The organism is Levilactobacillus parabrevis ATCC 53295, from assembly GCF_001434055.1.
Taxonomy (GTDB): domain Bacteria; phylum Bacillota; class Bacilli; order Lactobacillales; family Lactobacillaceae; genus Levilactobacillus; species Levilactobacillus parabrevis.
Genome location: NZ_AZCZ01000019.1, coordinates 20,676 through 45,719, shown reverse-complemented (window position 1 = coordinate 45,719; position 25,044 = coordinate 20,676). Strand labels below are relative to the sequence as shown.

At 46.6% G+C, this 25,044-nt stretch carries 19 protein-coding genes; 18 read left to right on the top strand and 1 reads right to left on the bottom strand.

Going from position 1 to position 25,044, the window contains the following annotated elements; all coding sequences use genetic code 11:
• The first annotated feature begins 284 nt into the window (after positions 1-284).
• The 4 genes from FD07_RS06615 to FD07_RS06600 all read left to right on the top strand — a co-directional run bounded on the left by FD07_RS06615 (position 285) and on the right by FD07_RS06600 (position 4,550).
• A complete protein-coding gene (locus FD07_RS06615; RefSeq protein ID WP_020089522.1) occupies positions 285-932 on the top strand; it encodes a TetR/AcrR family transcriptional regulator in 648 nt (215 codons plus the stop codon).
• A 1-nt stretch (position 933) separates the two neighbouring features.
• Positions 934-1,593 (top strand): HD domain-containing protein, encoded by a 660-nt coding sequence (locus FD07_RS06610; RefSeq protein ID WP_020089521.1) that lies wholly within the window; start codon positions 934-936, stop codon positions 1,591-1,593.
• A gap of 397 nt (positions 1,594-1,990) precedes the next feature.
• The gene (locus FD07_RS06605) at positions 1,991-3,619 is read left to right on the top strand and encodes a mannitol dehydrogenase family protein (protein WP_020089520.1); all 1,629 of its coding nucleotides are present in this window, start codon (positions 1,991-1,993) and stop codon (positions 3,617-3,619) included.
• 49 nt (positions 3,620-3,668) lie between these two features.
• Entirely contained in the window at positions 3,669-4,550 is an 882-nt protein-coding gene (locus FD07_RS06600) for an aldose 1-epimerase family protein (RefSeq protein WP_020089519.1), read from the top strand.
• On the opposite strand, the gene FD07_RS06595 is transcribed toward FD07_RS06600, so the two are convergent.
• The gene (locus FD07_RS06595) at positions 4,547-5,218 is read right to left on the bottom strand and encodes a histidine phosphatase family protein (RefSeq protein WP_020089518.1); all 672 of its coding nucleotides are present in this window, start codon (positions 5,216-5,218) and stop codon (positions 4,547-4,549) included. The genes FD07_RS06600 and FD07_RS06595 overlap by 4 nt on opposite strands.
• A gap of 101 nt (positions 5,219-5,319) precedes the next feature.
• Between FD07_RS06595 and FD07_RS06590 the strand changes: the two genes are divergently transcribed.
• The 14 genes from FD07_RS06590 to FD07_RS06525 all read left to right on the top strand — a co-directional run bounded on the left by FD07_RS06590 (position 5,320) and on the right by FD07_RS06525 (position 25,037).
• A complete protein-coding gene (locus tag FD07_RS06590) occupies positions 5,320-6,312 on the top strand; it encodes a D-isomer specific 2-hydroxyacid dehydrogenase family protein (RefSeq protein ID WP_020089517.1) in 993 nt (330 codons plus the stop codon).
• A gap of 175 nt (positions 6,313-6,487) precedes the next feature.
• Entirely contained in the window at positions 6,488-8,026 is a 1,539-nt protein-coding gene (gntK, locus tag FD07_RS06585; protein ID WP_020089516.1) for a gluconokinase, read from the top strand.
• A gap of 116 nt (positions 8,027-8,142) precedes the next feature.
• Positions 8,143-9,045 (top strand): phosphogluconate dehydrogenase (NAD(+)-dependent, decarboxylating), encoded by a 903-nt coding sequence (gnd, locus tag FD07_RS06580; protein ID WP_020089515.1) that lies wholly within the window; start codon positions 8,143-8,145, stop codon positions 9,043-9,045.
• A 534-nt stretch (positions 9,046-9,579) separates the two neighbouring features.
• Positions 9,580-12,075, top strand: a complete 2,496-nt coding sequence (locus FD07_RS06575; protein WP_020089514.1) for a glycoside hydrolase family 31 protein — start codon at positions 9,580-9,582, stop codon at positions 12,073-12,075.
• A gap of 66 nt (positions 12,076-12,141) precedes the next feature.
• A complete protein-coding gene (locus tag FD07_RS06570) occupies positions 12,142-13,539 on the top strand; it encodes an MFS transporter (RefSeq protein ID WP_020089513.1) in 1,398 nt (465 codons plus the stop codon).
• A gap of 82 nt (positions 13,540-13,621) precedes the next feature.
• The gene (gene uxaC, locus FD07_RS06565) at positions 13,622-15,052 is read left to right on the top strand and encodes a glucuronate isomerase (RefSeq protein ID WP_020089512.1); all 1,431 of its coding nucleotides are present in this window, start codon (positions 13,622-13,624) and stop codon (positions 15,050-15,052) included.
• Between the two features lie 347 nt (positions 15,053-15,399).
• The gene (locus FD07_RS06560; RefSeq protein WP_020089511.1) at positions 15,400-16,119 is read left to right on the top strand and encodes an MIP/aquaporin family protein; all 720 of its coding nucleotides are present in this window, start codon (positions 15,400-15,402) and stop codon (positions 16,117-16,119) included.
• Between the two features lie 337 nt (positions 16,120-16,456).
• Complete coding sequence (locus tag FD07_RS06555) at positions 16,457-17,161, top strand: GntR family transcriptional regulator (RefSeq protein WP_020089510.1); 705 nt, start codon at positions 16,457-16,459, stop codon at positions 17,159-17,161.
• A gap of 399 nt (positions 17,162-17,560) precedes the next feature.
• On the top strand, positions 17,561-18,406 hold the full coding sequence (kduI, locus tag FD07_RS06550) for a 5-dehydro-4-deoxy-D-glucuronate isomerase (RefSeq protein ID WP_020089509.1): 846 nt from the start codon (positions 17,561-17,563) through the stop codon (positions 18,404-18,406).
• A 28-nt stretch (positions 18,407-18,434) separates the two neighbouring features.
• Positions 18,435-19,502, top strand: a complete 1,068-nt coding sequence (gene uxuA / locus FD07_RS06545; RefSeq protein WP_020089508.1) for a mannonate dehydratase — start codon at positions 18,435-18,437, stop codon at positions 19,500-19,502.
• Between the two features lie 15 nt (positions 19,503-19,517).
• A complete protein-coding gene (locus tag FD07_RS06540; RefSeq protein ID WP_020089507.1) occupies positions 19,518-20,477 on the top strand; it encodes a sugar kinase in 960 nt (319 codons plus the stop codon).
• A 184-nt stretch (positions 20,478-20,661) separates the two neighbouring features.
• Positions 20,662-21,669, top strand: a complete 1,008-nt coding sequence (locus FD07_RS06535; protein WP_020089506.1) for a LacI family DNA-binding transcriptional regulator — start codon at positions 20,662-20,664, stop codon at positions 21,667-21,669.
• Positions 21,670-21,895: 226 nt separating this feature from the next.
• A complete protein-coding gene (locus FD07_RS06530; protein WP_020089505.1) occupies positions 21,896-23,380 on the top strand; it encodes a glycoside-pentoside-hexuronide (GPH):cation symporter in 1,485 nt (494 codons plus the stop codon).
• 73 nt (positions 23,381-23,453) lie between these two features.
• Entirely contained in the window at positions 23,454-25,037 is a 1,584-nt protein-coding gene (locus FD07_RS06525; RefSeq protein WP_020089504.1) for a tagaturonate epimerase family protein, read from the top strand.
• The last annotated feature ends 7 nt before the right edge of the window (positions 25,038-25,044 follow it).

Sequence of the window (25,044 nt, the reverse complement as noted above, 5' to 3'; positions counted from 1 at the left end):
TTTACACAAAAAATTTGACACTCCCCGTTGAAGGTAATATTTTTCAAGGCCTCAAAGTGGCCAAACTTTTTTTGAAGATGATTAATTTGTAAGACTGGTTCGTTCGTCATATAGATCCCTCCTCACGGTTTCTAAATCGCTATCATCGTAAGCCCCCACCCCCTGGAAGTCAATAGAAAAGTGAACTATTTTTCCAAAATAGTTCACTAAAATTAAAAACTCTTCCGAAATGAGGTATGCTAAAATTAACAGCGGTAAATGTTTTTAAAAGGGTGGTGAAGAATGTGGCGACGAATCAACAACGACGAGAACAGCAGCGGCAGAATATTTTGAGGGCGGCTGAAAAGTTATTTATGCGGGACGGCTTTAAAGTGACCCACATTAAAGATGTGGCGACCGAGGCGCAGGTTTCTCAGGTAACGTTGTATAAGTATTTTGACAGTAAATTGACTTTGGGTCATCAGGTCGTCTTGGCACTTATTGAGACGGGGTATGCCGATTATCAACGGATGGTTGATGATCATTCACGATCTTTTCGGGAATTGATTCAGCTCATGATTACCACGAAGACCACCTACGCTGGTGAGATGAGCGATGACTTTTATCAATTTGTCGCAGACGACATGGGTGGTCGGTTAGGTAACGATGAAGCCTATCAGGCCTATCAAGATGGTAAAGAGCGGTTTTGGGACAGCGTCATTGCCCGTGGTCGTGCGGCGGGGATGATTGCGCCGTCACTTACCGATAAGGCTCTGATTATGTATTTGGATATGTACGTGCAATACTTTAGTTCTCCAGCCAGCCATCCACTGGTCGGTAGTGCCACGGAATACAAGAAATATGCGGATCAACTCATGCACTTGTTCTTCTATGGCTTTATTGGCGATCCACCTGCCAATGACGATGAACCTACAAAGGAGCAGACAAACTGATATGACAGAAGAAAAAATTTTAAACGAAGTAAAGAAGTTTTCGCAAGCCAAAATGGGGGACGATGAGACCGGCCACGGTTTCGATCATATCCAACGCGTTGTGGGACTAGCAGATCGACTGGTAAAACATTACCCCGAAGCCAATCGGGTGGTAACAGTGACAGCGGCTTATCTTCACGATGTTATCGATGAAAAGCTGGTGGCCGATACGGCTCAAGCCAGTCAAGAAGTGCGGTATTTCTTGGCTCAACAGGGATTTACGGCTGCTCAAAGCGATATGATTTTCTTGATTATGGATAACATGTCCTACCACAAAACATTAGATGGTACAGCCAAGCCGCTGCCAATCGAAGGCCAAATCGTGCAGGACGCCGACCGATTAGATGCCATCGGGGCAATCGGAATTTCCCGTGCTATCTACTTTGGTGGCCATTTTGGCGAAAAGATTTATGACCCAGCCGTTAAGCCACGGACTGAGATGACGCACGCCGAATATCGTAATCTAAATAACGAGACAATTATTAATCATTTTTACGAAAAGCTACTTACGCTAAAGGACCTGATGAACACGTCAGCTGCTAAAGATGTCGCTGAACACCGTCAGCAGGTGATGTTAGACTTTTTGGCAGAGTATAAAGCGGAATGGAACGCGGAGGCATAGGCTTTCGCGTTTTTATTTGCCGGGAAGTCAAAGTTAGGGATTTAAAGATTCTATATCAAGTGATATACTATGACTGTACGTAATGTTCACGTTAACATTTCGATGGTTATTGAATTGGTAGCGCTAACTTAAACGTCGTACATAACTAATGTACTAGATATTTTCGTGCCAAAGAAATATTTTCAAGACGTAAACTTTACAATTTTTCCTAAAGACGCGGTGCAACAAGGTTAACCCCGGTTTAGTTAAATTGAAATAGTTGACAATTCCTGAGAATATTGTATTATGAAATCGGTTACACTGTCATACTAGTATATTAGTTGGACAGCGCTGATGGGTTCGACCATTAGTTGAATTTGACAGTTCGAGACTTTGACAAATGAAAGGGCGGTTTCAGATGGTTAAATTAACGGATGATTACTTAAACAACAAGGCGGCTTTTACGGCAGCCGGGATTACGGTTCCTACTTATGATCAAGACAAATTACGGACGGCAACAAACGAACACCCACGTTGGGTTCACTTTGGTGGGGGTAACTTGTTCCGGGCATTCCACGCATCCATTGCCAACACTTTAATTGAAAAAGGCGAATTGGATTCTGGTGTTATTGTAGCCGATACCTACGATAACTCAGTTGTCGATAATGTTTACAAGCCATTTAACGATCGGATCTTACGGGTCGTTACCAAGGCTGATGGTAACTTTGACAAGGAATTGTTTGCTTCAGTTACTGAATCACTGTTCGCTACGCCAGCACGTGAATCTGACTGGAAACGGATGCAAGAAATCTTCAAGGCACCTTCACTGCAAGTGGTTTCCTTCTCTATTACTGAAAAGGGTTACAACTTAAAGACGGTTGCTGGTGACTTGAACGACATCACCAAGGCTGACTTAGCCGCTGGTCCAGCAGCACCTAAGGGGAACATGGCTGGCTTAGTTGCCTTACTGTTAGGTCGTTTCCAAAACGGCGCAACGCCATTAACTCTGATGAGTACCGATAACTTCTCCAACAACGGGGACAAGTTAAAGGACAGTGTCTTGACGATTGCCAAGGGCTGGAAAGAAAATGGCTTCGTGGGCCAAGACTTCTTAGACTACTTACAAGACAGCAAGAAGATTAGCTTCCCACTTTCCATGATCGACCGGATCACGCCAAACCCATCTGAAACAGTTAGTGCTAAGTTGAAGGAATCTGGCTTCGATGACTACAAGATCATCCACACGCCAAAGCACACCAACATTGCACCATTCACCAACACTGAAGAAGTTCACTATTTAGTTGTTGAAGACAACTTCCCTAATGGTCGGCCAAAGTTTGAAGACGCCGGTGTGATCTTAACTGATCGTAAGACGGTTGGCGAAGCTGACGAAATGAAAGTTACGACCTGCCTGAACCCACTGCACACGTCCTTAGCTATCTTTGGTAGTGTTCTGCAATTCAAGTCAATCTCTGACGAATTACAAAACAAGGACCTGGTCGGTGTTATCAAGCAAATCGGTTACGTTGAAGGCTTGCCAGTTGTTACGGATCCTAAGGTTATCAATCCTAAGGAGTTCATCGACCAATTGGTTACGAAGCGTTTGCCTAACCCTTACATTCCTGATACGCCACAACGGATTGCTACCGATACGTCGCAGAAGATCCCAGTTCGTTACGGGGTAACTATCAAGCAATACGTTGACCGCGACGGCTTTGATCCTTCGACCTTGGAATTCATTCCATTGACGATTGCCGGCTGGTTCCGTTACCTGATGGCTGTCAACGATGAAGGTGAAGCCTTCGAACCAAGTCCAGATCCTATGATGGATGACTTGAAGAAGTACGTTGGTGACATCAAGTTAGGCGAACCTACTGATGTTCACGCCCACTTGAAGGATGTTCTGACCAACACTTCCATCTTCGGTCAAGATCTTTACGCCGTTGGTTTGGGTGAAAAGGTTGAAAACTACTTCAGCCAAATGATCGCTGGTAAGGGTGCTATCGTTAAGACCATCGAAGATGCCTTAGCAAAGCACGCTAAATAATAGTTAATTAATGATCGCCACACATAGAACACATGAGGAGTGAATTTTTATGATCACCATTCAAAACAGTCGCTTTCGGGTTGCGATTAATGAAGTTGGAGCCGAGTTAACCCATTTTGTAGATCAGACTACAGGTCGTGATTTAATGTGGAACAACGATCTCTGGCCAAAACATGCGCCGGTACTATTCCCGGCAATTGGTCGTTCAAACGAAGATAGCTACTTGATTGATGGCAAGAAGTTCGAAATGCCTCAGCATGGGTTCGTTAGTGGCTTGACTTTCGCCGTTCTGAACCAAACTGACTCGGCTGTGACCTTGTCAGCCCGGGCAACCGACGAAACGAAAAAAATGTATCCCTTTGATTTTGAACTACAAGTGACCTTTAGCTTAACGGCCGATGGCTTGCACTTGAAGTTCGACGTCAAGAACCATGATTCGAAGGACCTGTCCTTCTCACTCGGTTCTCACCCAGCATTCAACGTTCCATTCGCAGATGGCGAGAAGTTTACGGACTACCAAGTTGCGTTAACGCCAGCACCTAAAGACTTAACCAACTTCGAGATCGTAAAAACGCCAAATCCATTCCGGAGCGGCAAGAGTTTACCGTTCAAGAATGAAGATGGCGTGATTGATTTGACCTATCCGATGTTTGATGCCGGCTTGATTATCCTGAACGCACCAGGCCTGGAACATGTGACGTTGCGGTCTAAGGTCAGCGGCCAATCCATTACCTTGGATGTCCAAGACTTTGACTACGTGACGCTCTGGACCAAGGAAGGTGCCAACGCACCATTCCTCTGTGTTGAACCATTCAATGGTTTACCAGATGTCTCAGGGGACTTACGTGAGCTGAAGAGTAAGGAAGGCAACCATCATGTGGCTGCTGGTGAAACGGCAACCATGGCGTACACCATGCATATCAAGGCTTAGTTGACGCGGTTGTAGGCAGTGACCTTGCCGGTAAAGCCGGCATCCGTTCCCTGCGCCACTAAGGTGGTAATCCCACCATTGGCTGGATAGTTTCCCAGAGCGTCAAAGTCCGGACCGTACCGTAGCACCAGCGAGCGAATCAAGGTGCCATGGGTCACTACGAGGAGGCGGTCGCCGTCGTGAGCTTCAGTGAGTAACTCCTGAATCCCACGGTCGACACGACTACTGAACGTGGTGCCGTCTTCTGAAAGATGACGGGGGTCCGCGGCATGCATGGCATCCCGGGCAACGTCAAACGAGTATTTCTGGATGATTTCGGCTTGGGTCTTGCAGCCTAACTGCTGGTCTTTGCCGACCGCAATCCAGGCTTGGTGATAATCCAAGCCTTCGTAAGAACCAAAGAACACTTCGCGGAAATCTTCGTGTTGTTCGGGTTCTGCCTGAAGAAAATGATTGGGCTGAATAATATGTTTAGCCGTATCAATGGCGCGTTTGAGGTCGGACGAATGGTAGCTTTGATACTTGGTGTCTTGCAATAATTGACCGACTTGATCGGCAGTTGCGATACCGTCCGCCGTAAGCGGTGAATCAGCCCAGCCTTGGAGTTTATCCATGGTGTTGAAGATGGTTTGACCGTGGCGAACGAAGTCGATGGTGATGGTTTTCATAATTAGCCTCCTAGCAGATGTCTATCAACATTATACGCATCTTTGGAAGCTACAGGTGTAAGATTGAATTTGAATTTAATTATTTTGGAGGTTTTTGGAAAATGGCACAATATAAAATTGCGGTGGTTAACTCAAGTAGTTTTGGACAAGTCTTCAAGGAACACTGGCAACAAATCGAAGAAATCGGTGAAGTTAAGCGTTTCATGCTCCCAACCGATATCGATGGTAAGTCATTAGCTAAGGAACTCAACGGCTACAACATTATCATCGCTTCCGTTACGCCAATGTTTAACAAGGAATTCTTCGACAACAAGGACGAAACCTTATTGATTTCCCGTCACGGTATTGGTTTCAACAACGTTGATATCAAGGCTGCTAAGGAACATGGGACTAAGGTTGCTATCGTGCCACAATTGGTTGAACGTGACTCCGTTGCCGAAAACGAATTGGCTAACTTGATGACTTTAGTTCGTCGGACGGTACAATCCGCAGAACGCGAACGTGATGACCGTTACGAAGACCGTGCTGAATTCATGGGTAATGAATTATCTGGCAAGACCTTCGGGGTTATCGGTTGTGGGAACATTGGTAGCCGGGTTGCTGAATTATTCAGTGTCTTTGGTGGTCCTATTCTGGTTAACGACCCAGATCCTAAGGCCCCAGCTGGCTGGTTGAAGAGCCACAACGTAGAACGTGTTGACTTAGATACGCTGTTGGAAAAGGCTGACTACATTTCTTTGAATGCTTCTCTGAACGATGGTAACTACCATTTGATCGATGCTAAGAAGATCGCCAAGATGAAGAAGGGTGTTTACCTGTGCAACAACGCGCGTGGTGCCCTCATCGACGAAACGGCCCTCTTAGACGGAATCAAGTCTGGTAAAGTTGCTGGTTACGCTGCTGATGCTGTTGAAGTTGAACCTGTTCGGGCAACCTCACCATTACTGCAAAACGACCGTGTCTTATTGACGCCACATACCTCCGCTTACACCTACGAATGCCTTCATGGAATGGGTGAAAAGTGTGTTAGCGATGTGAAGAATATTGTTGCCAACAAGCCGTTGGTTCGTGAATTAACGAGTACTTTAGCCTAGTAAACGGGCGGAACGGGACCATGTGCTGCTAATCAGAGGGCACGTGGCCCTGTTTATATCCTGAAGTTATACACTGTGTGCTGGTTATCGGCCGTTCCCAAACGGTTGAGACGACCAGGCAACCGAAAATATTGTGAAATCCAAAAATCGCCAAAATAAAAGGAAGTTGAAAATTATGGATTATTTAATCGGAATTGACGTTGGTACCACGAGTACCAAGGCCGTACTATACAACACTGATGGGGAAATCTTTGGTTATGCCAACAAGCTTTACCCCCTGATTCAAGATAACCCCGACATGGCTGAAGAAGACCCCGACGTTATCTTTGACGCCTCCGTTGAAGCTTTGAAGGAAGTTACGGCTAAGGCCGATCCTAAGGAAGGTAAGATCTTAGGGGTTTCCTGGTCAACCCAACAACACAGTTTGGTGGGGATGGATGCCGATTACAAGCCAACGACGCGGGCTATTACGTGGGCCGACAACCGTTCTGAAAAGGTTGCTTCACGGATGGCTAAAGACGGCAGTGGCCTGGAACTTTACAAGCGGACTGGTCTGCCAACCCATCCAATGGGTGTCGTTTACAAGTTACTCTGGATCAAGGAACAACACCCAGATACCTACAAGAAGACCCAATACTGGGTTGGCTTGAAGGAATACCTGTTGTACCGGTACTTTGGTCAACTCAAGGAAGAAACCAACATGGCTTCTACCACGGGGCTCTTCAACATCCATACAATGGATTGGGACGAAGAATCCATGAAGCTGACGGGGATTACTCGTGATCAATTGCCAGAACTCGTTGATACCACTTACCAGATGAAGGGTCTGCATCCAGAAATTGCCAAGAAGATTGGTTTTTCTGCTGACACGCCATTCATCATGGGTGGAACTGACGGTGCGCTCTCTGAAATTGGTTTAGGCGCGATTAACAAGGGTGAAGTGGCGGTTACGATCGGTACCTCTGGTGCTGTGCGGACGTTCGTTGACAAGCCTCAAATCGACCCTAAAGGCCGGATTTACTGCTACCCAGTTATGCAGGGTAAGTGGATCATTGGTGGCCCAGTGAACAACGGGGGGATCGTCTTCCGTTGGGTTCGGGATAACCTCTTTGCTCCTGAAAAGGAACAGGCCAAAAAGGAAGGTAAGGATCCATACGACTTACTGACTGAGATTGCTAGCAAGGTGCCAGCCGGTTCCGATGGCTTGATCTTCCACCCATTCTTAGGTGGTGAACGGGCCCCAATCTGGGATGGTAACGCGCGGGCCTCTTACTTCGGTTTGACCCGGCAACACAACCGGTCACACATGGTCCGGGCCGCACTGGAAGGGATTGTTTACAACCTCTACACGGTTGAATTGGCTTTGAAGGAAGCCATGGAACCAACTGCTATCTTGGCTGCTGGGGGCTTTGCCCGCTCACCACTATGGCGCCAAATGTTGGCCGACATCTTCGAAGAACCTGTAACGATTCCAGAAGCCTTCGAAAGTGGTTGCCTGGGTGCCATGGTGATTGCACAGATCAGTTTAGGCTTAGCCGATGACCTGTCAGTCGTTAAGAAGTTTATCGGGAAGATGAACACTTACGAACCAAACCCTGAAACTTTCGGAAACTACCGCGAAATCATGCCAATTTACATTCGCCTGGGTCGGAAGTTACAAACTGAGTACAACAGTATTGCAGAATATCAACGGAAACGCGCACCAAAGGAATAAATTGTTAGTTTTGATGATTTATTTACAAGAACAGCTTGAAATTTGTAAAAGTTTTTCATATAATAGGAGTCGTTAACTGATATATTACTTTTTTCAAGCAGAGAGGAACTTATACCATGAAGATTGGATTAGTTGGATTAGGTAAGATGGGTAGCAACTTAGCTCAAAATATGATGGACAACGGTCACGAAGTTGTTGGATTTGATTTGAACAAAGATTTTGTTAAAGCAGTTGCTGGGTTTGGCGCAGAAGCAGCTACGTCACTGGAAGACTTGCTTAGCAAGTTGCCTTCTCCTAAGATTGTTTGGTTGATGTTGCCAGCTGGCAAGCCAACTGAATCAACTGTTGCAACGTTGACTGAGGTATTAAGTGCTGGCGACTACATCGTTGATGGTGGAAACTCATTCTGGCAGAATTCCGTTGAAGATGCCAAGAAGGCTGAAGCCAAGGGAATCAACTTCTTCGATTGTGGAACGTCCGGTGGTCAATCTGGTGCCCGTCACGATGGGAACTTTATGATCGGTGGGACCAGCGCCGAAGCCTTTGAAACGTTGAAGCCAATCTTCGAAGGCATCGCTCAAAAGAATGGTTACCTGTACACTGGCGCTGCTGGTTCAGGTCACTACTTGAAGATGGTGCACAATGGTATTGAATATGGGATGATGGAAGCTATCGGTGAAGGGTTTGATGTCCTGGAACACAGTGACTTCAACTATGATAACGAAGCCGTTGCCCAGCTTTGGAACTCCGGTTCTGTTGTACGGTCATGGCTCATGGAATTGGCTCAAGAAGCCTTCTCCAAAGATGCCAACCTTGAAGAAATTCGTGGGACGATGCACAGTTCTGGTGAAGGTAAGTGGACGTTACAAGAAGCCCTTAACCAAGAAGTTCCTGTTCCCGTTATCAGCTTAGCGTTGATGATGCGTTACCGTTCGATGGAAAACGATACCTTTACGGGTAAAGTTGTTTCAGCTTTGCGGAATGGTTTTGGTGGCCACGCGGTCGACAAGATCAAATAACTTAAAATTTTAAATGGTGAAAACCAGAAGCTCAGGATGAAAATTCCTGAGCTTTTTTTATAGTGGTCTAGGACAATTATGATTATACGTAAGGTTGCCAGGGAACGCCTTGGAACGAGGTGGTCCGCTGAGAAAACATGAATTGGTAAAGGAACGGTAAAACTGGTATTTAAGTCTAGCGAATTGGAACCAATTAGTTTCATATTTTTTAGATTAATGAACGAATATTAGTTGCAAAAGTTCAGGGGTCAGGTCATATTTTCACGTAATTTCAGGTTCTAAATTAATTTATTTTTCTAAAATAATGAATGGTCATTATTAAAGAAATGTTGAAGTGACGGGCTTTGCACGAAGGATGGTTCAGAATGGCCAGTAAAGAACGACAAACATCCGTTGACAGCGCTTTCACTAACTAGTAAGATATGGGTGTTGGCGGAACTGATATATTACTATTTCAATTGTTAGGTCCCATTACTGAGAATTGGCGGGATATATCGGGCACAAGACAGCTTTTTTAGACAAGGAGTGAGATTAATGAAGTTAAGCAGCAAGATTCAATCCGTGGAAAACTGCGGCGACTATTTGGCTATCAAGACCAATGGCGCCCAGTTCCAGGTCTACCTGCTGGATAACGATATTATCCGGATGCGGGGGACTTTCAAGGATGAATTTGCTCCAGAAGCGTCATATGCTCTAGTCAAGACTGCGTGGGCAGATAAGACGGATGGATTAATGGCGGGTGAGCGGCAGCGCGTTAAGCCGTTACCACTTGATCTTAAGGAAGACGCGGACAGCTATTCAGTCTCGACGGCGAACTTAACCTTAAAGATCAACCGGGATCCGTTTGGATTTGAAGTCATCGATAAGGCGGGCAATGTTTTACATAAAGATTTGCCAAAGCGTTCCTTCCTTCAAGATGACTTGGGCCGGTCGTACCATTACAGTACGATGGGTGACCACAACTTCTTCTACGGATTTGGTGAAAAGTCCGGGGAACTCAACAAGTTTAAGCGTCGGATGCGGATGCACAACACGGATTCCTTAGGTTGGAATGCCGCTAAATCTGATCCCCTCTACAAGATGATTCCGTTCTATATCAATTTTGATAGCGAAATGGACATTGCTTCGGGGCTCTATTACAACAATTCTAATGACTCCACGTTCGATATGGACAGTGAGCACAGTAACTACTGGCACCGTTATAGTTACTTTGAATGTGACGGTGGCGACCTGGATGTCTTCTTCATCGCTGGACCAACCATTAAGGACGTGGTTAAACACTACACGGACTTAACTGGGAAAACGGCGATGATGCCTAAGGCTTCGCTGGGTTACATGGGCTCGACCATGTACTACACGGAACTGGATAAGGACGCTGACCAAGCTATTTTGGACTTCGTCGATACCTGCAAGAAGAATGATATTCCTTGTGATGGCTTCTTCATGTCGTCTGGCTACACAACGGGTGATGATGGCAAACGGTACGTCTTTAACTGGAATAAGGATCGGTTCCCTGATCCCCAAGACTTTGTCAATAAGTTGAAGGAGAAGGGTGTTCTGTTAGCACCAAACGTTAAGCCAGGTATGCTGGTGACGCACCCGCTTGCTCAAGACTTTGCCGATGCTGACGCTTACATCAAGACGCCGGATGGTAAGGCCGACCAAGAAGACCAATACTGGGGTGGCGCAGCGCACTTCGTTGACTTCACCAGTGAGAGCGGTCGGGCAACGTGGTCGAAATTTATGACGAAACAACTGTTATCGTTAGGGATCACCAGTATCTGGAACGATAACAACGAATATGAAATTAATGAAACCGCCGCCAAAGTTGATGCGGATGGCGTTCACGCAACTATCGGTGAAGTAAAACCAATCATGCCAACGATGATGGCCAAGACGGCCCAAAAGGCGATTGCCGATTACGATCCTAACGTCCGGCCATACCTGATCAACCGGGCTGGTTTTGCCGGGATCCAACGGTATGCACAGACCTGGGCCGGTGATAACCGGACGAGTTGGACCAATGTGAAATACAATATCCCAACGATTCTGGGAATGGGACTCTCCGGGGTCGCCAACCAAGGTTGTGATATTGGCGGATTCGATGGCCCAGCGCCAGAACCAGAACTGTTCGTCCGGTGGGTCCAAAACGGGATCTTCCAGCCACGGTTCTCGATTCACTCATCGAATGACGACAACACGGTCACGGAACCGTGGATGTATCCAAGCTACACGAAGTACATTCGCGATGCCATTCAGTTGCGTTACCAACTGATTCCTTACTTCTACTCACTGTTGCACGAAGCTTCAGTGACCGGAGCACCGATCATGCGGCCGTTAGTTTATGAATTTCAAAATGACCCGAAGACTTTCGAAGAGAGCTTTGAGTTCATGTTGGGGTCATCATTACTGGTTGCAAACGTGGTGGATAAGGGACAAACGACCAAGGAAGTTTACCTACCAAAGGGTGCCGATTGGTATGATTTAACGACGTATCACTACTACAATGGGGGTCAAACCATCGAAGTTCCCGTCGACCTTGGGAGTATTCCAATGTTCTTGCGGACCGGGAGTATTATTCCTGAAAGCAAGGGTCTCATGAATATTCACAATGATATGGTTGAGAACTTGGATGTCTTAGTTGAGCCGACAACGGCGAGCGACTTCCAGTTGTATGAAGATGATGGGAAGACGATGAGCTACAAGCAAGGGGACTTCTTGACTACTGATATTGCGGTCAAGCCAAGCAAGCACCAAACGTTAATTAACTTGCATAAGCAAGGAACTTACGATTCCAAGCTGAAGAGTTACACGTTCCGTGTTTGTTGCCCAGACATCGCTCCATTAACGATTGAACTTCAAGGCAAACCGTTGGCGCAATTCCTTAAGTTTGACAAGTTCAATGCCGCCACTGAAGGCTGGTTCTTCGATGGCGAAAAGCGTCAAGTTATCATTAAATTTAATAATGTAAGCGATTCAGACATTGAGCTGAGCGTTGAGTCTAGTGTTAAGGACTTAATCTCAATCTAATCATTTGCTAAATTTGCGGAATCTCACTTTAAAAATTATCTAGGCGACTCGCCGGAGGTTGGAAAAATGGATACACAAAAAACAAGTATTGATCGTTCAAAGCCGTTTGGTTGGGCTGACCGTTTTGGTTACGCCCTCGGAGATGTTGGGAACAACTTCTCATTCGCTGTTGTGAATACCTTCTTGATGATCTTCTACACCAACGTGTTGGGATTGTCAGGGGTGACCGTGGGACTCCTGTTCCTGATTGCCCGGTTTATTGATGCCATTGCTGATATCACTGTTGGTCGGTTGGTCGATAGTAGTAAGCTCCACAAGAGTGGTCGATTCATTCCGTGGATTGCCCGCTTCAAGTACCCACTACTCATCGCGACCATCTTGGTTTTTGTGCCATTCGTTAAAGATTTGGCGTTTCCAATCAAGATAACTTATGTCTTTATCACTTACTTACTCTGGGGGATTTTCTACTCCACTGTTAACATTCCTTACGGCTCCATGGCGTCCGCGTTAAGCGACTCGCCTAACGACAAGACTTCACTGTCTACCTGGCGGAGTTTAGGGTCCGCAACGGGGAGTGCCATCGTTAGTTTTGTGGTGCCAATCTTCATGTATGTCGGCGCTACGCAGAGAATTGACGGCGTGCGTTTCTGGTTAGTGGCCTCCGTCATGGCAATCTTAGGGTTTGGTTGCTACATCTTGACCAGTAAGCTACCAACGGAACGGGTACGAACCCAACGGAGCGAATCGGTTCCTCTGGGAACGGTCATGAAGGATATGTTTACGGACCGGGCACTGGTTATCCTGGTCGTCTTGGATATCATCCTGGTAATCAACCAGAACTTGTCTGGGACTAATATCTCTTACCTGTTTAACGACTACTTTAAGAACAGTAGTGCCATGTCGATCGCGTTGATTTTCAACTTTGCGACGGTGCTGTTGCTCGCGCCATTCGCCCAATACTTTACGAAGAAGTTTGGTCGTAAGGAAGTGACGGTGGTTTCCCTGTTCTTTGCCAGCATCGTGTACGGGGCCTTGGTCTTTATCCACACCAGTAGCGCCATGGTTTACCTGGTCTTCCTGTTCTTCGGAAGCTTAGGGGCAGCGATGTTTAACCTGATGGTCTGGGCCTTCATCACCGACGTTATCGATAACCAACAGGTAACGACCGGGATTCGTGAAGACGGGACGATCTATGGGGTGAATTCCTTCGCCCGGAAAGTCGCTCAAGCCTTAGGTGGCAGTTTTGGGGCCTTCATGTTGACCATGATCGGTTACGTTTCTTCCACTTCCGGTGGGGCCGAACAATCCCAACAAGTGATTGACCGAATCTACTACTTGGCTTCCGGCATTCCGGCTGTCTGCTGTGGATTGGCCGCCCTAGTGATGCTGTTCTTCTACCCACTGAACAAGAAGCGGGTTGAAAGTAACGCGGCAATTTTACGGGAAAAGAATTCTAAGAACTAATGTTTCTCAATGACTACAAGAGAACAATTGTAATCAGAAGTAATTACCAATAATTTTAAAAAAATTAAAGGAGACTTTTGAAATGGCTTTATTGAACGAAGACTTTTTACTCACGAACGAACCAGCTAAGAAATTATTCCACGAACACGCAGAAAAGATGCCAATTATTGACTATCACTGTCATCTAGACCCAAAGGATATCTATGAAAACAAGAACTATCCTAACATCACTCGGATCTGGTTGAACGATGGTAACGCCGGTGACCACTACAAGTGGCGTCTGGAACGGGCTAACGGTGTTCCCGAAGAATTGATTACTGGTGACGGTGACGAATACCAGAAGTTCTTGGCTTGGGCTAAGACAATCGACCGGGCCATTGGGAACCCACTCTACGAATGGACCCACCTGGAACTGAAGCGCTTCTTCGGTATCGACGAAGTCTTCAATGAAAAGAGCGCACCAGCCATCTGGAAGAAGGCCAACGCCTTACTGCAAACCGACGACTTCAAGCCACGGAGCTTGATCAGAAACGCCAATGTTAAGGTTGTTTGCACGACGGATGACCCCGCTTCTGACCTGCACTACCACAAGTTGTTAAAGGCCGAAGAAAAGGAAAATGGGTTCAAGGTCTTACCAGCGATGCGGCCAGATAACCTGGTACGGATCAACCAAGGTAATTACGGTGAATACATGGACAAGCTGAGCGATGTTTCTGGCGTTCAAATCAGTGACTTGTCTTCCTTGACCAAGGCCCTCGAGCAACGCTTTACCTTCTTCGCCTCAATGGGTGGGAGCCTGTCTGACCATGGCCTGAACACGTATCACTATGCCGATGCGACCGATGACGAATTCAATGCCATCATGGCCAAGGCACGTCAGGATAACTCACAACTGACTGATGACGAAATTAACAAGTACCAAACGAAGTTGCTGAAGGTCTTAATGCGCTTGAACCAAAAGTTTGGCTGGACGATGCAGTACCACATGAACGTCCTGCGTAACGCTAACGGCCCAATGTTCCGTAAGTTAGGTGCTGACACTGGCTGGGACTCCATGGGTTCACAACCAGGTATTGCTGGCGAAATGATGAAGTTGATGAGTGCCATGTCTGAAGAAGACGGGATTCCTAAGACAATCTTCTACTCCACGAACCCTAACGACTGGATGGAATTGGCTACTGGGATGCAAAGCTTCCAAGGCGACGGCGTGCAAAAGCTGCAATTGGGCTGTGCATGGTGGTTCAACGACACCCGTGACGGGATGCATGATCAACTGAACATTCTGGCCCAACAAAGCCTGTTACCAAACTTCGTGGGGATGCTGACCGATTCTCGGAGCTTCCTTTCCTACACGCGGCACGAGTACTTCCGGCGGGTTCTTTGCAACTTGATCGGTGAATGGGTCACGACTGGTCAAGTGCCAGAAGACTACGATTACCTGGGCAAGATTGTTGAGGATATTTCTTACAACAACGCTCACGATTACTTTGGTTTTTTCGACAAGAAGGACTAGGGCTAAAGTAAATAAATAAGATTGTTTGGACGTGGTGTCCTTTCCTTTGGGAAAGGGCACCACGTTTTTTGTTTTCAGAAAGGGTTGGCATAATGAAAGCAAATGTCGAACAATGAAAAAATAGTTCGGAATTTGCAGTTTCAAGGCGGGAAAGTAACTTAATTGAAGACTAATTTTAAGATAATTTTCAAATCATAGCCCCAAATCATGAAAATACTACTGAAAGCGGGTCGCAATAGGGGTATGATATTAATGCTGCTGTTTTCTGAGCGTTGATTGCATTGAGGAAGAGCGCGAACATTTTCGGCAGGATAAAAAAGAAAATATTATTAGTGAGGTATGAATTCATGCATTATTCTTTATTCGTTCGGTGTATGGCCGAATTGATTGGGACAGCCGTCATGGTGGCCCTGGGTAACGGTTCGGTTGCCAACGTTGAATTGAAGGGCACCAAGGGGTATCACGGTGGCTGGATCCTAATTGGTTTTGGGTATGGTATTGGGGTGATGATCCCAGCACTGATGTTTGCCACTATTTCAGGGGCACAGATCAACCCTGCCATGACAGTTGCCATGGCGGTGACTGGGAGCTTTCCTTGGCAGGAGGTTGGGCCGTATCTTCTGGCTCAAACGGTGGGGGCTATCATTGGTCAGTTAGTCATCGTTCTGGCTTACAAGCCGTATTATGACCGGACAACGGACACGGAGGCCATCCTGGGGACGTTCTCCACCATTGATGCTGCGAATAGCCAATTGAACGGGTTTATTAACGAATTTGTAGGGACATTCCTGTTGGTGCTGGGAGCTGTTAGTATGACGGCGGATAAGATCGATCCCCGTGCTGACTTCATTGGACTAGGATTCCTGGTCATGTGTTTGGTGATTTCTTTCGGGGGGCCAACGGGTCCGGCGCTGAATCCTGCCAGAGATATTGGGCCACGGTTGCTCCATGCTGTTTGGCCATTTCCACATAAGGGAAGTTCGCAATTTAATTACAGTTGGGTGCCAATCGTTGCCCCCACTGCCGGTGCGATTGCGGCTGCCGTATTGTATAAACAAGTCTTTTAATTGCATAAATACTTAAAAATGGGTGCCTTCATGCAGAATGTGAGGGCACCTTTTGCGTCGGATTTGAGAAGTATTGCGCAAAAACAGGCAAATTGTTTAGTAGGTCTTAACTAATTTAGAAAGGTGAACTGAAACATTAATATGTTAGTGAAATCACCCGAATTAAATATTTTTTACTAAATGGATAGCAAAATGAAAGCGCATTATCTAGACAAGTTAATCGTTTTACCTAATAATTTCGGCAAAATAGTCGCTTAAAAATCAAGAGAAATGCGGGTGAACCTGTGTTAAACTAATATACAAGTAAATGAGAGGCAAACAAGGAGGTGTAGTTGAGATGCAACAAATGACGAAGAATATGCGGAATGAGGCGTACTCTGAGCTTCGCTATCGGATTATGCATAATAAGTTTATTCCCGGTCAGAAAATTTCCGAGAAGACCATTTCTGAAGAGTTGGGGATTGGTCGGACACCGGTTCGGGAAGCTATTATCCGAATCGAGCGGGATGGCCTGATTGACGTGATTCCGCAAAGTGGGACTTATATTTCCCAAATTGACATGGAAAAGGCCAAGGATGCGCGGTTTGTACGACAGAATGTCGAAGTTGAAATCATGCTGGAAGCTACAGCAAAGATGACGGAGGCGGCGTATCGGGAACAGAAGGTAAACTTGCGTGAACAGGCGGTTGCGATTCAAAAGGAGGATCCAGATACCTTCTTTGATCTCGATGAGGCCTTCCACCATCGCTTTTATACGATTGCCGATCGCGATAATATTTGGGATTGGTTACAGACGGTCAACATGCAACTGAACCGGTTCCGGTGGATTCGCCTGAAAGTCAATGGGTTGAATTGGCAAACGATTTTGCAGCAACACGAAAGCTTGCTGGATGTCGTGTATCGGCGTGATCTGGAAGATGTGCGCTTCCAAACGACAGCCCATTTAAGGCTGATGCTGCAGGAGCGCAAGTACTTGCTAGATAAGTTCCCAGGCTACTTCATGAACGTTAGCCCAAGTGATAAAACAGATCTGGATATCTAACAGGATAGAATCGTCGGTGTTGGTGAGAGACTCATCAGTGGTGCCGGCGTTTTTTAGTGCAGGGGGATAAGGCGTGACTGGCAAAAGGAGCCGAAATTCATTATAATGAACACGTTAACATTTATTAATGAATGCGGTTCCAACCCAGTAGGCACACGTATCCCGTAAACGTGATGGGTTAAGGGTTTGTTGGACTTTCAATGACCTTCATTTTTTACTTTGAACGTGAAAGTTATTACAAGCCAGTTAGAATTAGGCTTGGCGGCTGCCTAAACCAGTGATATATGAAGGGGAATTTCCCTCAGCATGTGCTAAACTGGTAGCTGGGAACGCAAGACATACAGATTGAGAGAAACGGATTCATTAGTAGGTTAATAAATTACATATGGAGGTAATATCATGGCATTCAATATGACTACGCAGTACGCACACAGTCCTGAGGATATTGACCATTACAACACGGATCAGATGCGCGAACAGTTCTTAATGGAAAAGATTTTCAGTCCGGATGATATTTTATTGACTTACACCTACAATGACCGGATGATCTTTGGTGGGGTCACGCCCGTGCACGCACCGTTGGAAATTAAGCTTGATAAGGAACTTGGCGTGAAGTTCTTCCTGGAACGCCGCGAATTAGGCTTCATCAACATTGGTGGTGCTGGGACAGTCACGATTGATGGTGAAGAGAGTGCGATTGCACCTCACGATGGGTTCTACATCGGTATGGGGACACAGCATGTGGTCTTCAACTCCATCGACCCAGATAATCCGGCTAAGTTCTACGTCGTTTCAACGCCAGCACATAAGACCTATCCGAATAAGAAGCTGGTCTACAAGGACGCCATTGCCATGCCTAAGGGCGATCAAGAACACATGAACAAGCGTGTCATTCACAAGTATATTGATGCTTCGACCATGCAGACGTGTCAGTTACAGATGGGCTACACGGTTTTGGAACCAGGCAACTCCTGGAACACCATGCCAGCACATACCCATGCACGGCGGATGGAAACGTACCTGTATTGTGAATTTGGCGCTGCTGATACGCGAGTTTCGCACTTTATGGGGACCCCAGAAAATACGAAGCATATCTGGATGAAGCAGGATCAAGCCGTTGTAAACCCAAGTTACTCCATTCACTGTGGGGTAGGGACAACGAACTACGCTTTCATCTGGGCAATGTGTGGTGAAAACCAGACTTACGATGACATGGATCAAGTTGCCATGGGTGATCTGCGTTAATTACCGCAATTAAAGGAGAGACTAAGAGATGGAAATGGGATTTCGCTGGTATGGGCCTGATGAGGATGCCGTTAAACTCCAAGATATTCGGCAGATTCCGGGGGCTAAGCAGGTCGTCGGGGCGCTCTTTGATGTGCCGGTCGGTGAAGTATGGCCACTGGCTAAGATCAAGGCTCTGAAGGCCCAGATAGAAGCTGCTGGGTTGAAATTTACGATTGTCGAATCCGTCAACATTCACGATGACATTAAAATTGGATTGCCAACGCGTGATCGGTACATTGAAAATTACCAACAGACCATTCGGAACCTCGCACAAGTTGGGGTCAAAACGATTTGCTACAATTTCATGCCAATCTTTGATTGGATTCGGACCGACCTGCATTTCAAGCTGGATGATGGTTCTAAGGCGTTGGCGTTCCAGGAACGTTACACGGCGGAAGATCCACAAGTTTTGATCCAGCAGATTCAGCAGGGTGACAATGGCTTTAGCTTGCCCGGGTGGGAACCCGAACGGTTGGCTAAGGTTCAACAGCTCTTCAAGGCTTACGCCGACGTTGATGCGCCCCGGCTGGCGGCTAATCTCAAATACTTTTTGGATGCAATTCTTCCGGTTTGCGAGGAATGCCACATTCAGATGGCCATCCATCCCGATGATCCGCCAATGCCATTGTTTGGTCTGCCACGGATCTTCAAGAATGCGGCCGATATGCGGGCGATTGTCGCAATGAATCCATCGTTGGCTAACGGTTTTACGATCTGTACGGGTAGTCTGGGTGAAAATCCGGATAACGATATTCCCGCAATTATTCGTGAATTCGTAGCGCAGGGACGTGTGCCGTTTGTCCACGCTCGAAACATCAAGTATGCTGGGCATGGTCACGACTTCCGTGAGGCAGCTCATCTCTCCAGCGAGGGATCACTAGATATGTATGAAATTATGAAAGCTCTTCATGATACCGGTTTTGATGGTGTCATCCGTCCCGACCATGGTCGAGACATCTGGGGTGAGGCTGGTCGTCCAGGGTACGGACTATACGACCGTGCACTGGGGCTGACGTATCTGAATGGGCTATGGGAAGCAATTAGCAAGTCCTAGAGGGAAGGTGACGAGATGGGAGAGGTCCTAACGATTGGAGAACCAATGGTGGTTTTCGAAGCGCAAGAGAGCGATGTTGATCTGGCTAAGGCACAGAAGTTTCAAAAGTTTTCTGCCGGTGCTGAACTTAACGTTGCCATTGGCATGGCCCGTCTCGGGCACCCAGTTGACTATGTTTCAGCGGTCGGCGATGACCCGTTTGGCGTGTATTTACGGCACGTTTTGCGAACGGATGGCGTAGCGGATGCGGCGCTGCTAACGAAGCCAGGACTACCCACGGGCTTTTACTTGAAGCAACGAGTCAGTCATGGCGATCCAGCCGTGGCGTACTTCCGCCAGGGGTCGGCAGCGGCTAATTACCAGCCAGAAGACCTCCAGACGGTGAGCCTGACGGGGGTTCGTTTTGCCCATCTCTCGGGGATCTTTGCGGCGCTTTCACCAAACTGTTTGGCGGCTTACCGCCAGTTGAACGCCGATTTGGTGTACAACCGGATTCCGGTAACGTTTGATCCTAATCTACGGCCAACGCTATGGGATTCCCAAGCTGAGATGGTACGGGTGACCAACGACTTGGCGCGCTACGGGACGATTGTCATGCCTGGGCTTAGTGAGGGCCGCACGTTGACCGGCAAGCAGTCTCCCGAGGAGATCGCGGACTTTTACTTGCAACGCGGCGTCACGACGAAGGTGGTGGTCGTCAAGCTGGGAGCGGTGGGCGCATTTGCCAAACTGGCGGATGGCCGAAAATTTTCGGTTCCTGGATTCACCGTACCACGGGTGATCGATACTGTGGGAGCGGGGGATGGATTTGCGGTTGGCTTGATCTCTAGCTTGCTGGAAGGACAACCGCTTCCAGACGCGTTGCAACGCGCTAACGTGATCGGCGCCTTGGCGGTTCAGAGTCCAGGTGATAACGATGGTTACCCAACCAGACCACAACTAGACCAATTTTATAAGGATCATGCTCTTGCATAAATTAAACAAAATCGTCGGCCAAAACACTGTATTTGGTTGGCGATTTTGTTATAGTAGATTTAGCGAGCAGTCTAGATAGATAACGTTAACACCTTAGAAAGTCGCAAGGCGTACTTAAGTTAGCCCGTTTAACTGCAAAAATAGAGAGTCGAGCAATTGATGATCGTAACAGGAGGCAACTACATTGGAAGAAGTAACGATTTTGACGATTGCTAAGCGTGCTAACGTCTCACACACCACGGTTTCTCGTGCGTTGAACGATAGTCCCTTAGTTAAAGAGGAAACGAAACGGAAGATTCGCAAGATTGCGGACGACTTGGGCTACGTGCCAAATATTAATGCCAAGGGGCTGGTTGAGAAGCGCTCCTTCATTATCGGCATCTTCTTTTCTGAGCTAGATACTGGGACTTCACCTAGTTTCTTGGTAGATGTTATCAATCGGTCAAAGGAAGCCTTGCCGGAGGGGTATTCGATTTCTATTGACAGTATCGAAGCCCTCGATGGAACTACCGCAGTGAGCCGCCACCAATACGATGGGGCTATTGTGGTCAGTCAAAGTGTTAACGATGATGCGTTTATCAATATGATGATTGAACGGGGCCTGCCCGTGGTTATTCTGAACCGAAAGATTGCCCGGGAAGATGTGTCGAACTTTACGACGGATGATTACTTGGGTGCCCGAAAGTTAATGGAATATGCCGTCCGGATGGGCCACAAGAAGTTTGGCCTGATTAAAGGGGCCACTGACTTTGTATCGACGCAGGACCGGCAACAGGCCTTTGTGGATGTCACAGCAGCTAGTGACGCCACTGTTAAGCCGGAGTGGGTTCAGCAAGGGACCTACTTGCCAGATAGCGGCTACGAGGGTATGCGAAACATTCTTGGGGCAATTGAGACACCAACCTGCGTCTTTGCCTCGAATGACGATATGGCAGCGGGCGCTGTCCGGGCCTGCCAAGATCTCGGATATTCTGTGCCCGATGATATCTCGATTATTGGCTACGATGACATGAGTTACGCAAAATATTTAGTGCCGCGGTTGACGACGGTACGTAAACCAACTGATGATATTGTCCAAGAAGGTATCGATGCTTTGACGAAATTATTGGATGGATCGATGACAGATCCAATAAAAAAAGTGATTGTCCCAACGTTGATAGTACGGGATTCCGTGAAGGATTTGAGAAAATAATCCTTTTTTTATTAAAAAATTGTTAACGTGTGCATGAGTTTGTGATAGTATAGACATTGTTAAAGGAAAGCGCTTACTAGTACATAGCTTAAGCCCTGACGTTTAACAAATAATCCAGAAGTCAGCGAGCAGTAGCGAAGGCACACTGATAATTGTGTTAACGTGTGTATCAAAATTGTAAGCGATTTCTCTTAATGGTTCGTAGCAGATTCAAGGAGGTGCTCGAATGAGTGAAGAGGCAGCAACAAGTCCAAAACCCGCTGTAAAAGATGGGGAAATGATGAATGACTCATCTAAGCGGATTCCTACCCATGAAAAAATTGCTTATGGGTTTGGGGACTTTGGTAACGGCTTCATGTTTGACCTTGGGCAGGCGTACCTGACTAAGTTCTGGATCGATGCTTGTGGTATCGGTGCCGGAGCTGTCGCTGGTATTTTCGCCTTCACCAAGATTTTCGATGCGTTTATGGATCCTATCGCCGGTTCAGTAATTGATAACCGGAAGAATATCGGTAAACGTGGTAAGTTCCGTCCGGTCATGATGATTTCAGCCATCATTTTAGGGATTATGACCGTCGTAACGTTTACGATGCCATCTGGTCTTACTGGGGTTCAAAAGATTATCTACGCATATGCTGCATACATGATCTGGGGCCTGGTTTATTCATTTACCAATGACCCGTACGGTTCTTTAGCTTCCGTTATGTCCCGGAATTCGCAAGACCGGAGCTTCATGGCAACTTCTCGTCAAGTTGGTTCTGTCGGTGCACAATTCATCGCCGGGGTTGCATTTATTCCTTTGATGGGTTTGATTGCTAACGGGAACACTGGTGTCAAAGAAGAACACGGTTACTTCTGGGCAGCCGCAGTCTTCGCTGTCATTGGGATCGCAATGTTTGCCGTATGTTACTTAGGTACTAAGGAAAACGTTAAGGTCCACCGTGCTACTGGTGAGGCAGCCAAAAAGGAAGGTTTCAAAGATTACATCAAAGTTATCTTCAAGAACGGTCCTTTAGGTGCCTTGATTCTGATGACCTTGTTTACTATCTCTGCCATGAACACGAACAACCAAATGATGGTGTTCTACGCACAATACAACTTAGGTAACATTGGTCTTCAGCCAATCATCAACGCCGTTATGATGGGTTGCTCAATCGTCGGGGTCTTCATGATTCCTACGTTAACTAAGCACTTTGGCCAAAAGCGTACCGCAATGTGGAGTTTCGTTGTTGGTGCCGTGGCTAACCTGTTGAACTACTTCTTGCCTTCAAACGTGATTACATTCGTTGTCTTAGTTACGATTGGTTACACGGCTTTAGCTATTCCTAACGGGATTACTTGGGCCATGGTTTCCAACGCTATCGACTTCGGTGAATGGCGTTCAGGTGTCCGTAAGGAAGCTATTACATACGCTGCATTTAACTTCTCACGGAAGATCGCACAATCACTGGCTGCTTTAGTTAGTGCCGGTGTCTTGGCCTTAACGGGTTACGTTGCCAACGCAACGCAAACTCCTCGTGCCTTAAATGGTATCAAGGCCGCTATGACGTTGTATCCTGGCCTTTGCTTAATCATTGCCGCAGTTGTAATCGGTTTCTTATACAAACTGGATGACAAGCGCTTTGGTGAAATTGCCGATGACCTTGACCATGGTCGTTGGGAAGGCGGCAAGATCGGTGAAAGCAAAGCTACCGACAAGGATAAGAACTAATCGTCATACTAAATAATTTGGGATCACGGTTTTTAAAAACTTTATCAAACTTACATTATGGAGGGTTATATCAATGGACTTACAAAAGTTAGTTTCAGATGTCTATGAGATTATTGCTGCCCAAGGCAACTACGACAGCTTATCAGATAAAGAAGTTTATGCACCTTCAATTCAAGTGGATCGCCGCAACGTCTACTTCATCTTGCACGAAACCGTTAACAAGCAAACTGCCAAGACTTTGGTTGTTTACGAAGATCGCGACGACGTCAAAGACTTTGACGCCAAGGAAAGCATTGTTGACCACAACAAGACTTTAATTACTGGTGATTTAAACGAAACCAACTGGCGTGCACTTGCTAAGCGCTTTGCTTGGATCAAACCTACGTCACGTCATGGTTACAAGTACACCTTTGGTTTAGGTGACCGTTTAGGGAATGCTTCTAACGCTCACTTACGTTTGTTCAAAGGCCGTGGCATTGTCCCAGTCTTAGCACAACAATCAATTCGTGAATTACTATTGATGAACCGTACCGAAACCGATGTCTTATTGGATGCCGGCTGGGCTGTCTTTGAAGAAGGTTACACTGATGGCTGGGTTGACGATGGTGACCACGTTAAGAATCCTCATGAAGTTGACTACGCCGTTAAGGCCGGTTGCACCATGATTACTTTGGATGCTACTGAAAAGATTCATAACGAAGTTGCTAAGTTCTCTGATGAAGAATTGGACACTAAGTTCAACGCTTTGGATGACGATTTAGTAGAACGCTTCAACAAGACTTACTTGGACAAGACGTTCCAAATCAGCGACGATGCTTCCGTTCACTTCTCCAAGCGTGACGTTGAAGAATCAGTTCTGATCTTCTATGGAGCTGTTAAGTACGCTATCTTCATCTACCACAAGTTCATCGTACCTTACAACTTGGACTTCGAAATTTCTATGGATGAAACGATTGTTCCTACGACGCCTGCAAACCACTACTTCTTTGCTAACGAATTACATCGCGAAGGTATCACTCCTGAAACCATTGCACCTAAGTTCTATGGTGAATTCCAGAAGGCTATTGACTACATCGGTGATGTAAAGCGCTTCGAACGTGAATACGTTGTACATGAAGCTATTGCTGAAAAGTTCGGTTACAAGTTGAGTATTCACTCTGGTTCCGACAAGCTTTCTGTATACGAAATCATTGGCCGGATCTCCAAGCAACATGGCTGGCACGTTAAGACCGCTGGGACTAACTGGTTGGAAGCTCTCCGTGTTATTGCCCATGTCGATCCTAAGTTTATGGTTCAACTTTACAAGTTTGCTTACGAAAACTTGGATGATGTTGCATCATTCTACGTATTCAACGCCCAAACCGATGGGACTGCTCCAAAGCCAGAAACGATCAACGAATCCAACGTTATGAGTTTGCTTGATGGTGATGACTCACGGCAAGTTCTTCACACGATGTATGGTTCACTCTTGAACGCTCAAAAGAGCTACAAGTACGTATACCGTGACAAGTTCTTCAAGATCTTGAAGGAAAACCAAGACCTTTATGACAAGTACTTGAACATTCACATTGCAGAACACCTCGACTTACTTCAAGGTTTGGCTAAGTCCAAGGCAGAAGTTCAAGCTAAGTACGAACCAAAGATCAACGAAGACTAATCTAAGC

Bases quoted from the DNA above. Each gene is read 5' to 3' on its own strand.
- FD07_RS06610 (WP_020089521.1), top strand. From the start codon at position 934: ATGACAGAAGAAAAAATTTTAAACGAAGTAAAGAAGTTTTCGCAAGCC.
- FD07_RS06605 (WP_020089520.1), top strand. From the start codon at position 1,991: ATGGTTAAATTAACGGATGATTACTTAAACAACAAGGCGGCTTTTACG.
- FD07_RS06600 (WP_020089519.1), top strand. From the start codon at position 3,669: ATGATCACCATTCAAAACAGTCGCTTTCGGGTTGCGATTAATGAAGTT.
- FD07_RS06595 (WP_020089518.1), bottom strand. From the start codon at position 5,218: ATGAAAACCATCACCATCGACTTCGTTCGCCACGGTCAAACCATCTTC.
- FD07_RS06590 (WP_020089517.1), top strand. From the start codon at position 5,320: ATGGCACAATATAAAATTGCGGTGGTTAACTCAAGTAGTTTTGGACAA.
- gntK (WP_020089516.1), top strand. From the start codon at position 6,488: ATGGATTATTTAATCGGAATTGACGTTGGTACCACGAGTACCAAGGCC.
- gnd (WP_020089515.1), top strand. From the start codon at position 8,143: ATGAAGATTGGATTAGTTGGATTAGGTAAGATGGGTAGCAACTTAGCT.
- FD07_RS06575 (WP_020089514.1), top strand. From the start codon at position 9,580: ATGAAGTTAAGCAGCAAGATTCAATCCGTGGAAAACTGCGGCGACTAT.
- FD07_RS06570 (WP_020089513.1), top strand. From the start codon at position 12,142: ATGGATACACAAAAAACAAGTATTGATCGTTCAAAGCCGTTTGGTTGG.
- uxaC (WP_020089512.1), top strand. From the start codon at position 13,622: ATGGCTTTATTGAACGAAGACTTTTTACTCACGAACGAACCAGCTAAG.
- FD07_RS06560 (WP_020089511.1), top strand. From the start codon at position 15,400: ATGCATTATTCTTTATTCGTTCGGTGTATGGCCGAATTGATTGGGACA.
- FD07_RS06555 (WP_020089510.1), top strand. From the start codon at position 16,457: ATGCAACAAATGACGAAGAATATGCGGAATGAGGCGTACTCTGAGCTT.
- kduI (WP_020089509.1), top strand. From the start codon at position 17,561: ATGGCATTCAATATGACTACGCAGTACGCACACAGTCCTGAGGATATT.
- uxuA (WP_020089508.1), top strand. From the start codon at position 18,435: ATGGAAATGGGATTTCGCTGGTATGGGCCTGATGAGGATGCCGTTAAA.
- FD07_RS06540 (WP_020089507.1), top strand. From the start codon at position 19,518: ATGGGAGAGGTCCTAACGATTGGAGAACCAATGGTGGTTTTCGAAGCG.
- FD07_RS06530 (WP_020089505.1), top strand. From the start codon at position 21,896: ATGAGTGAAGAGGCAGCAACAAGTCCAAAACCCGCTGTAAAAGATGGG.
- FD07_RS06525 (WP_020089504.1), top strand. From the start codon at position 23,454: ATGGACTTACAAAAGTTAGTTTCAGATGTCTATGAGATTATTGCTGCC.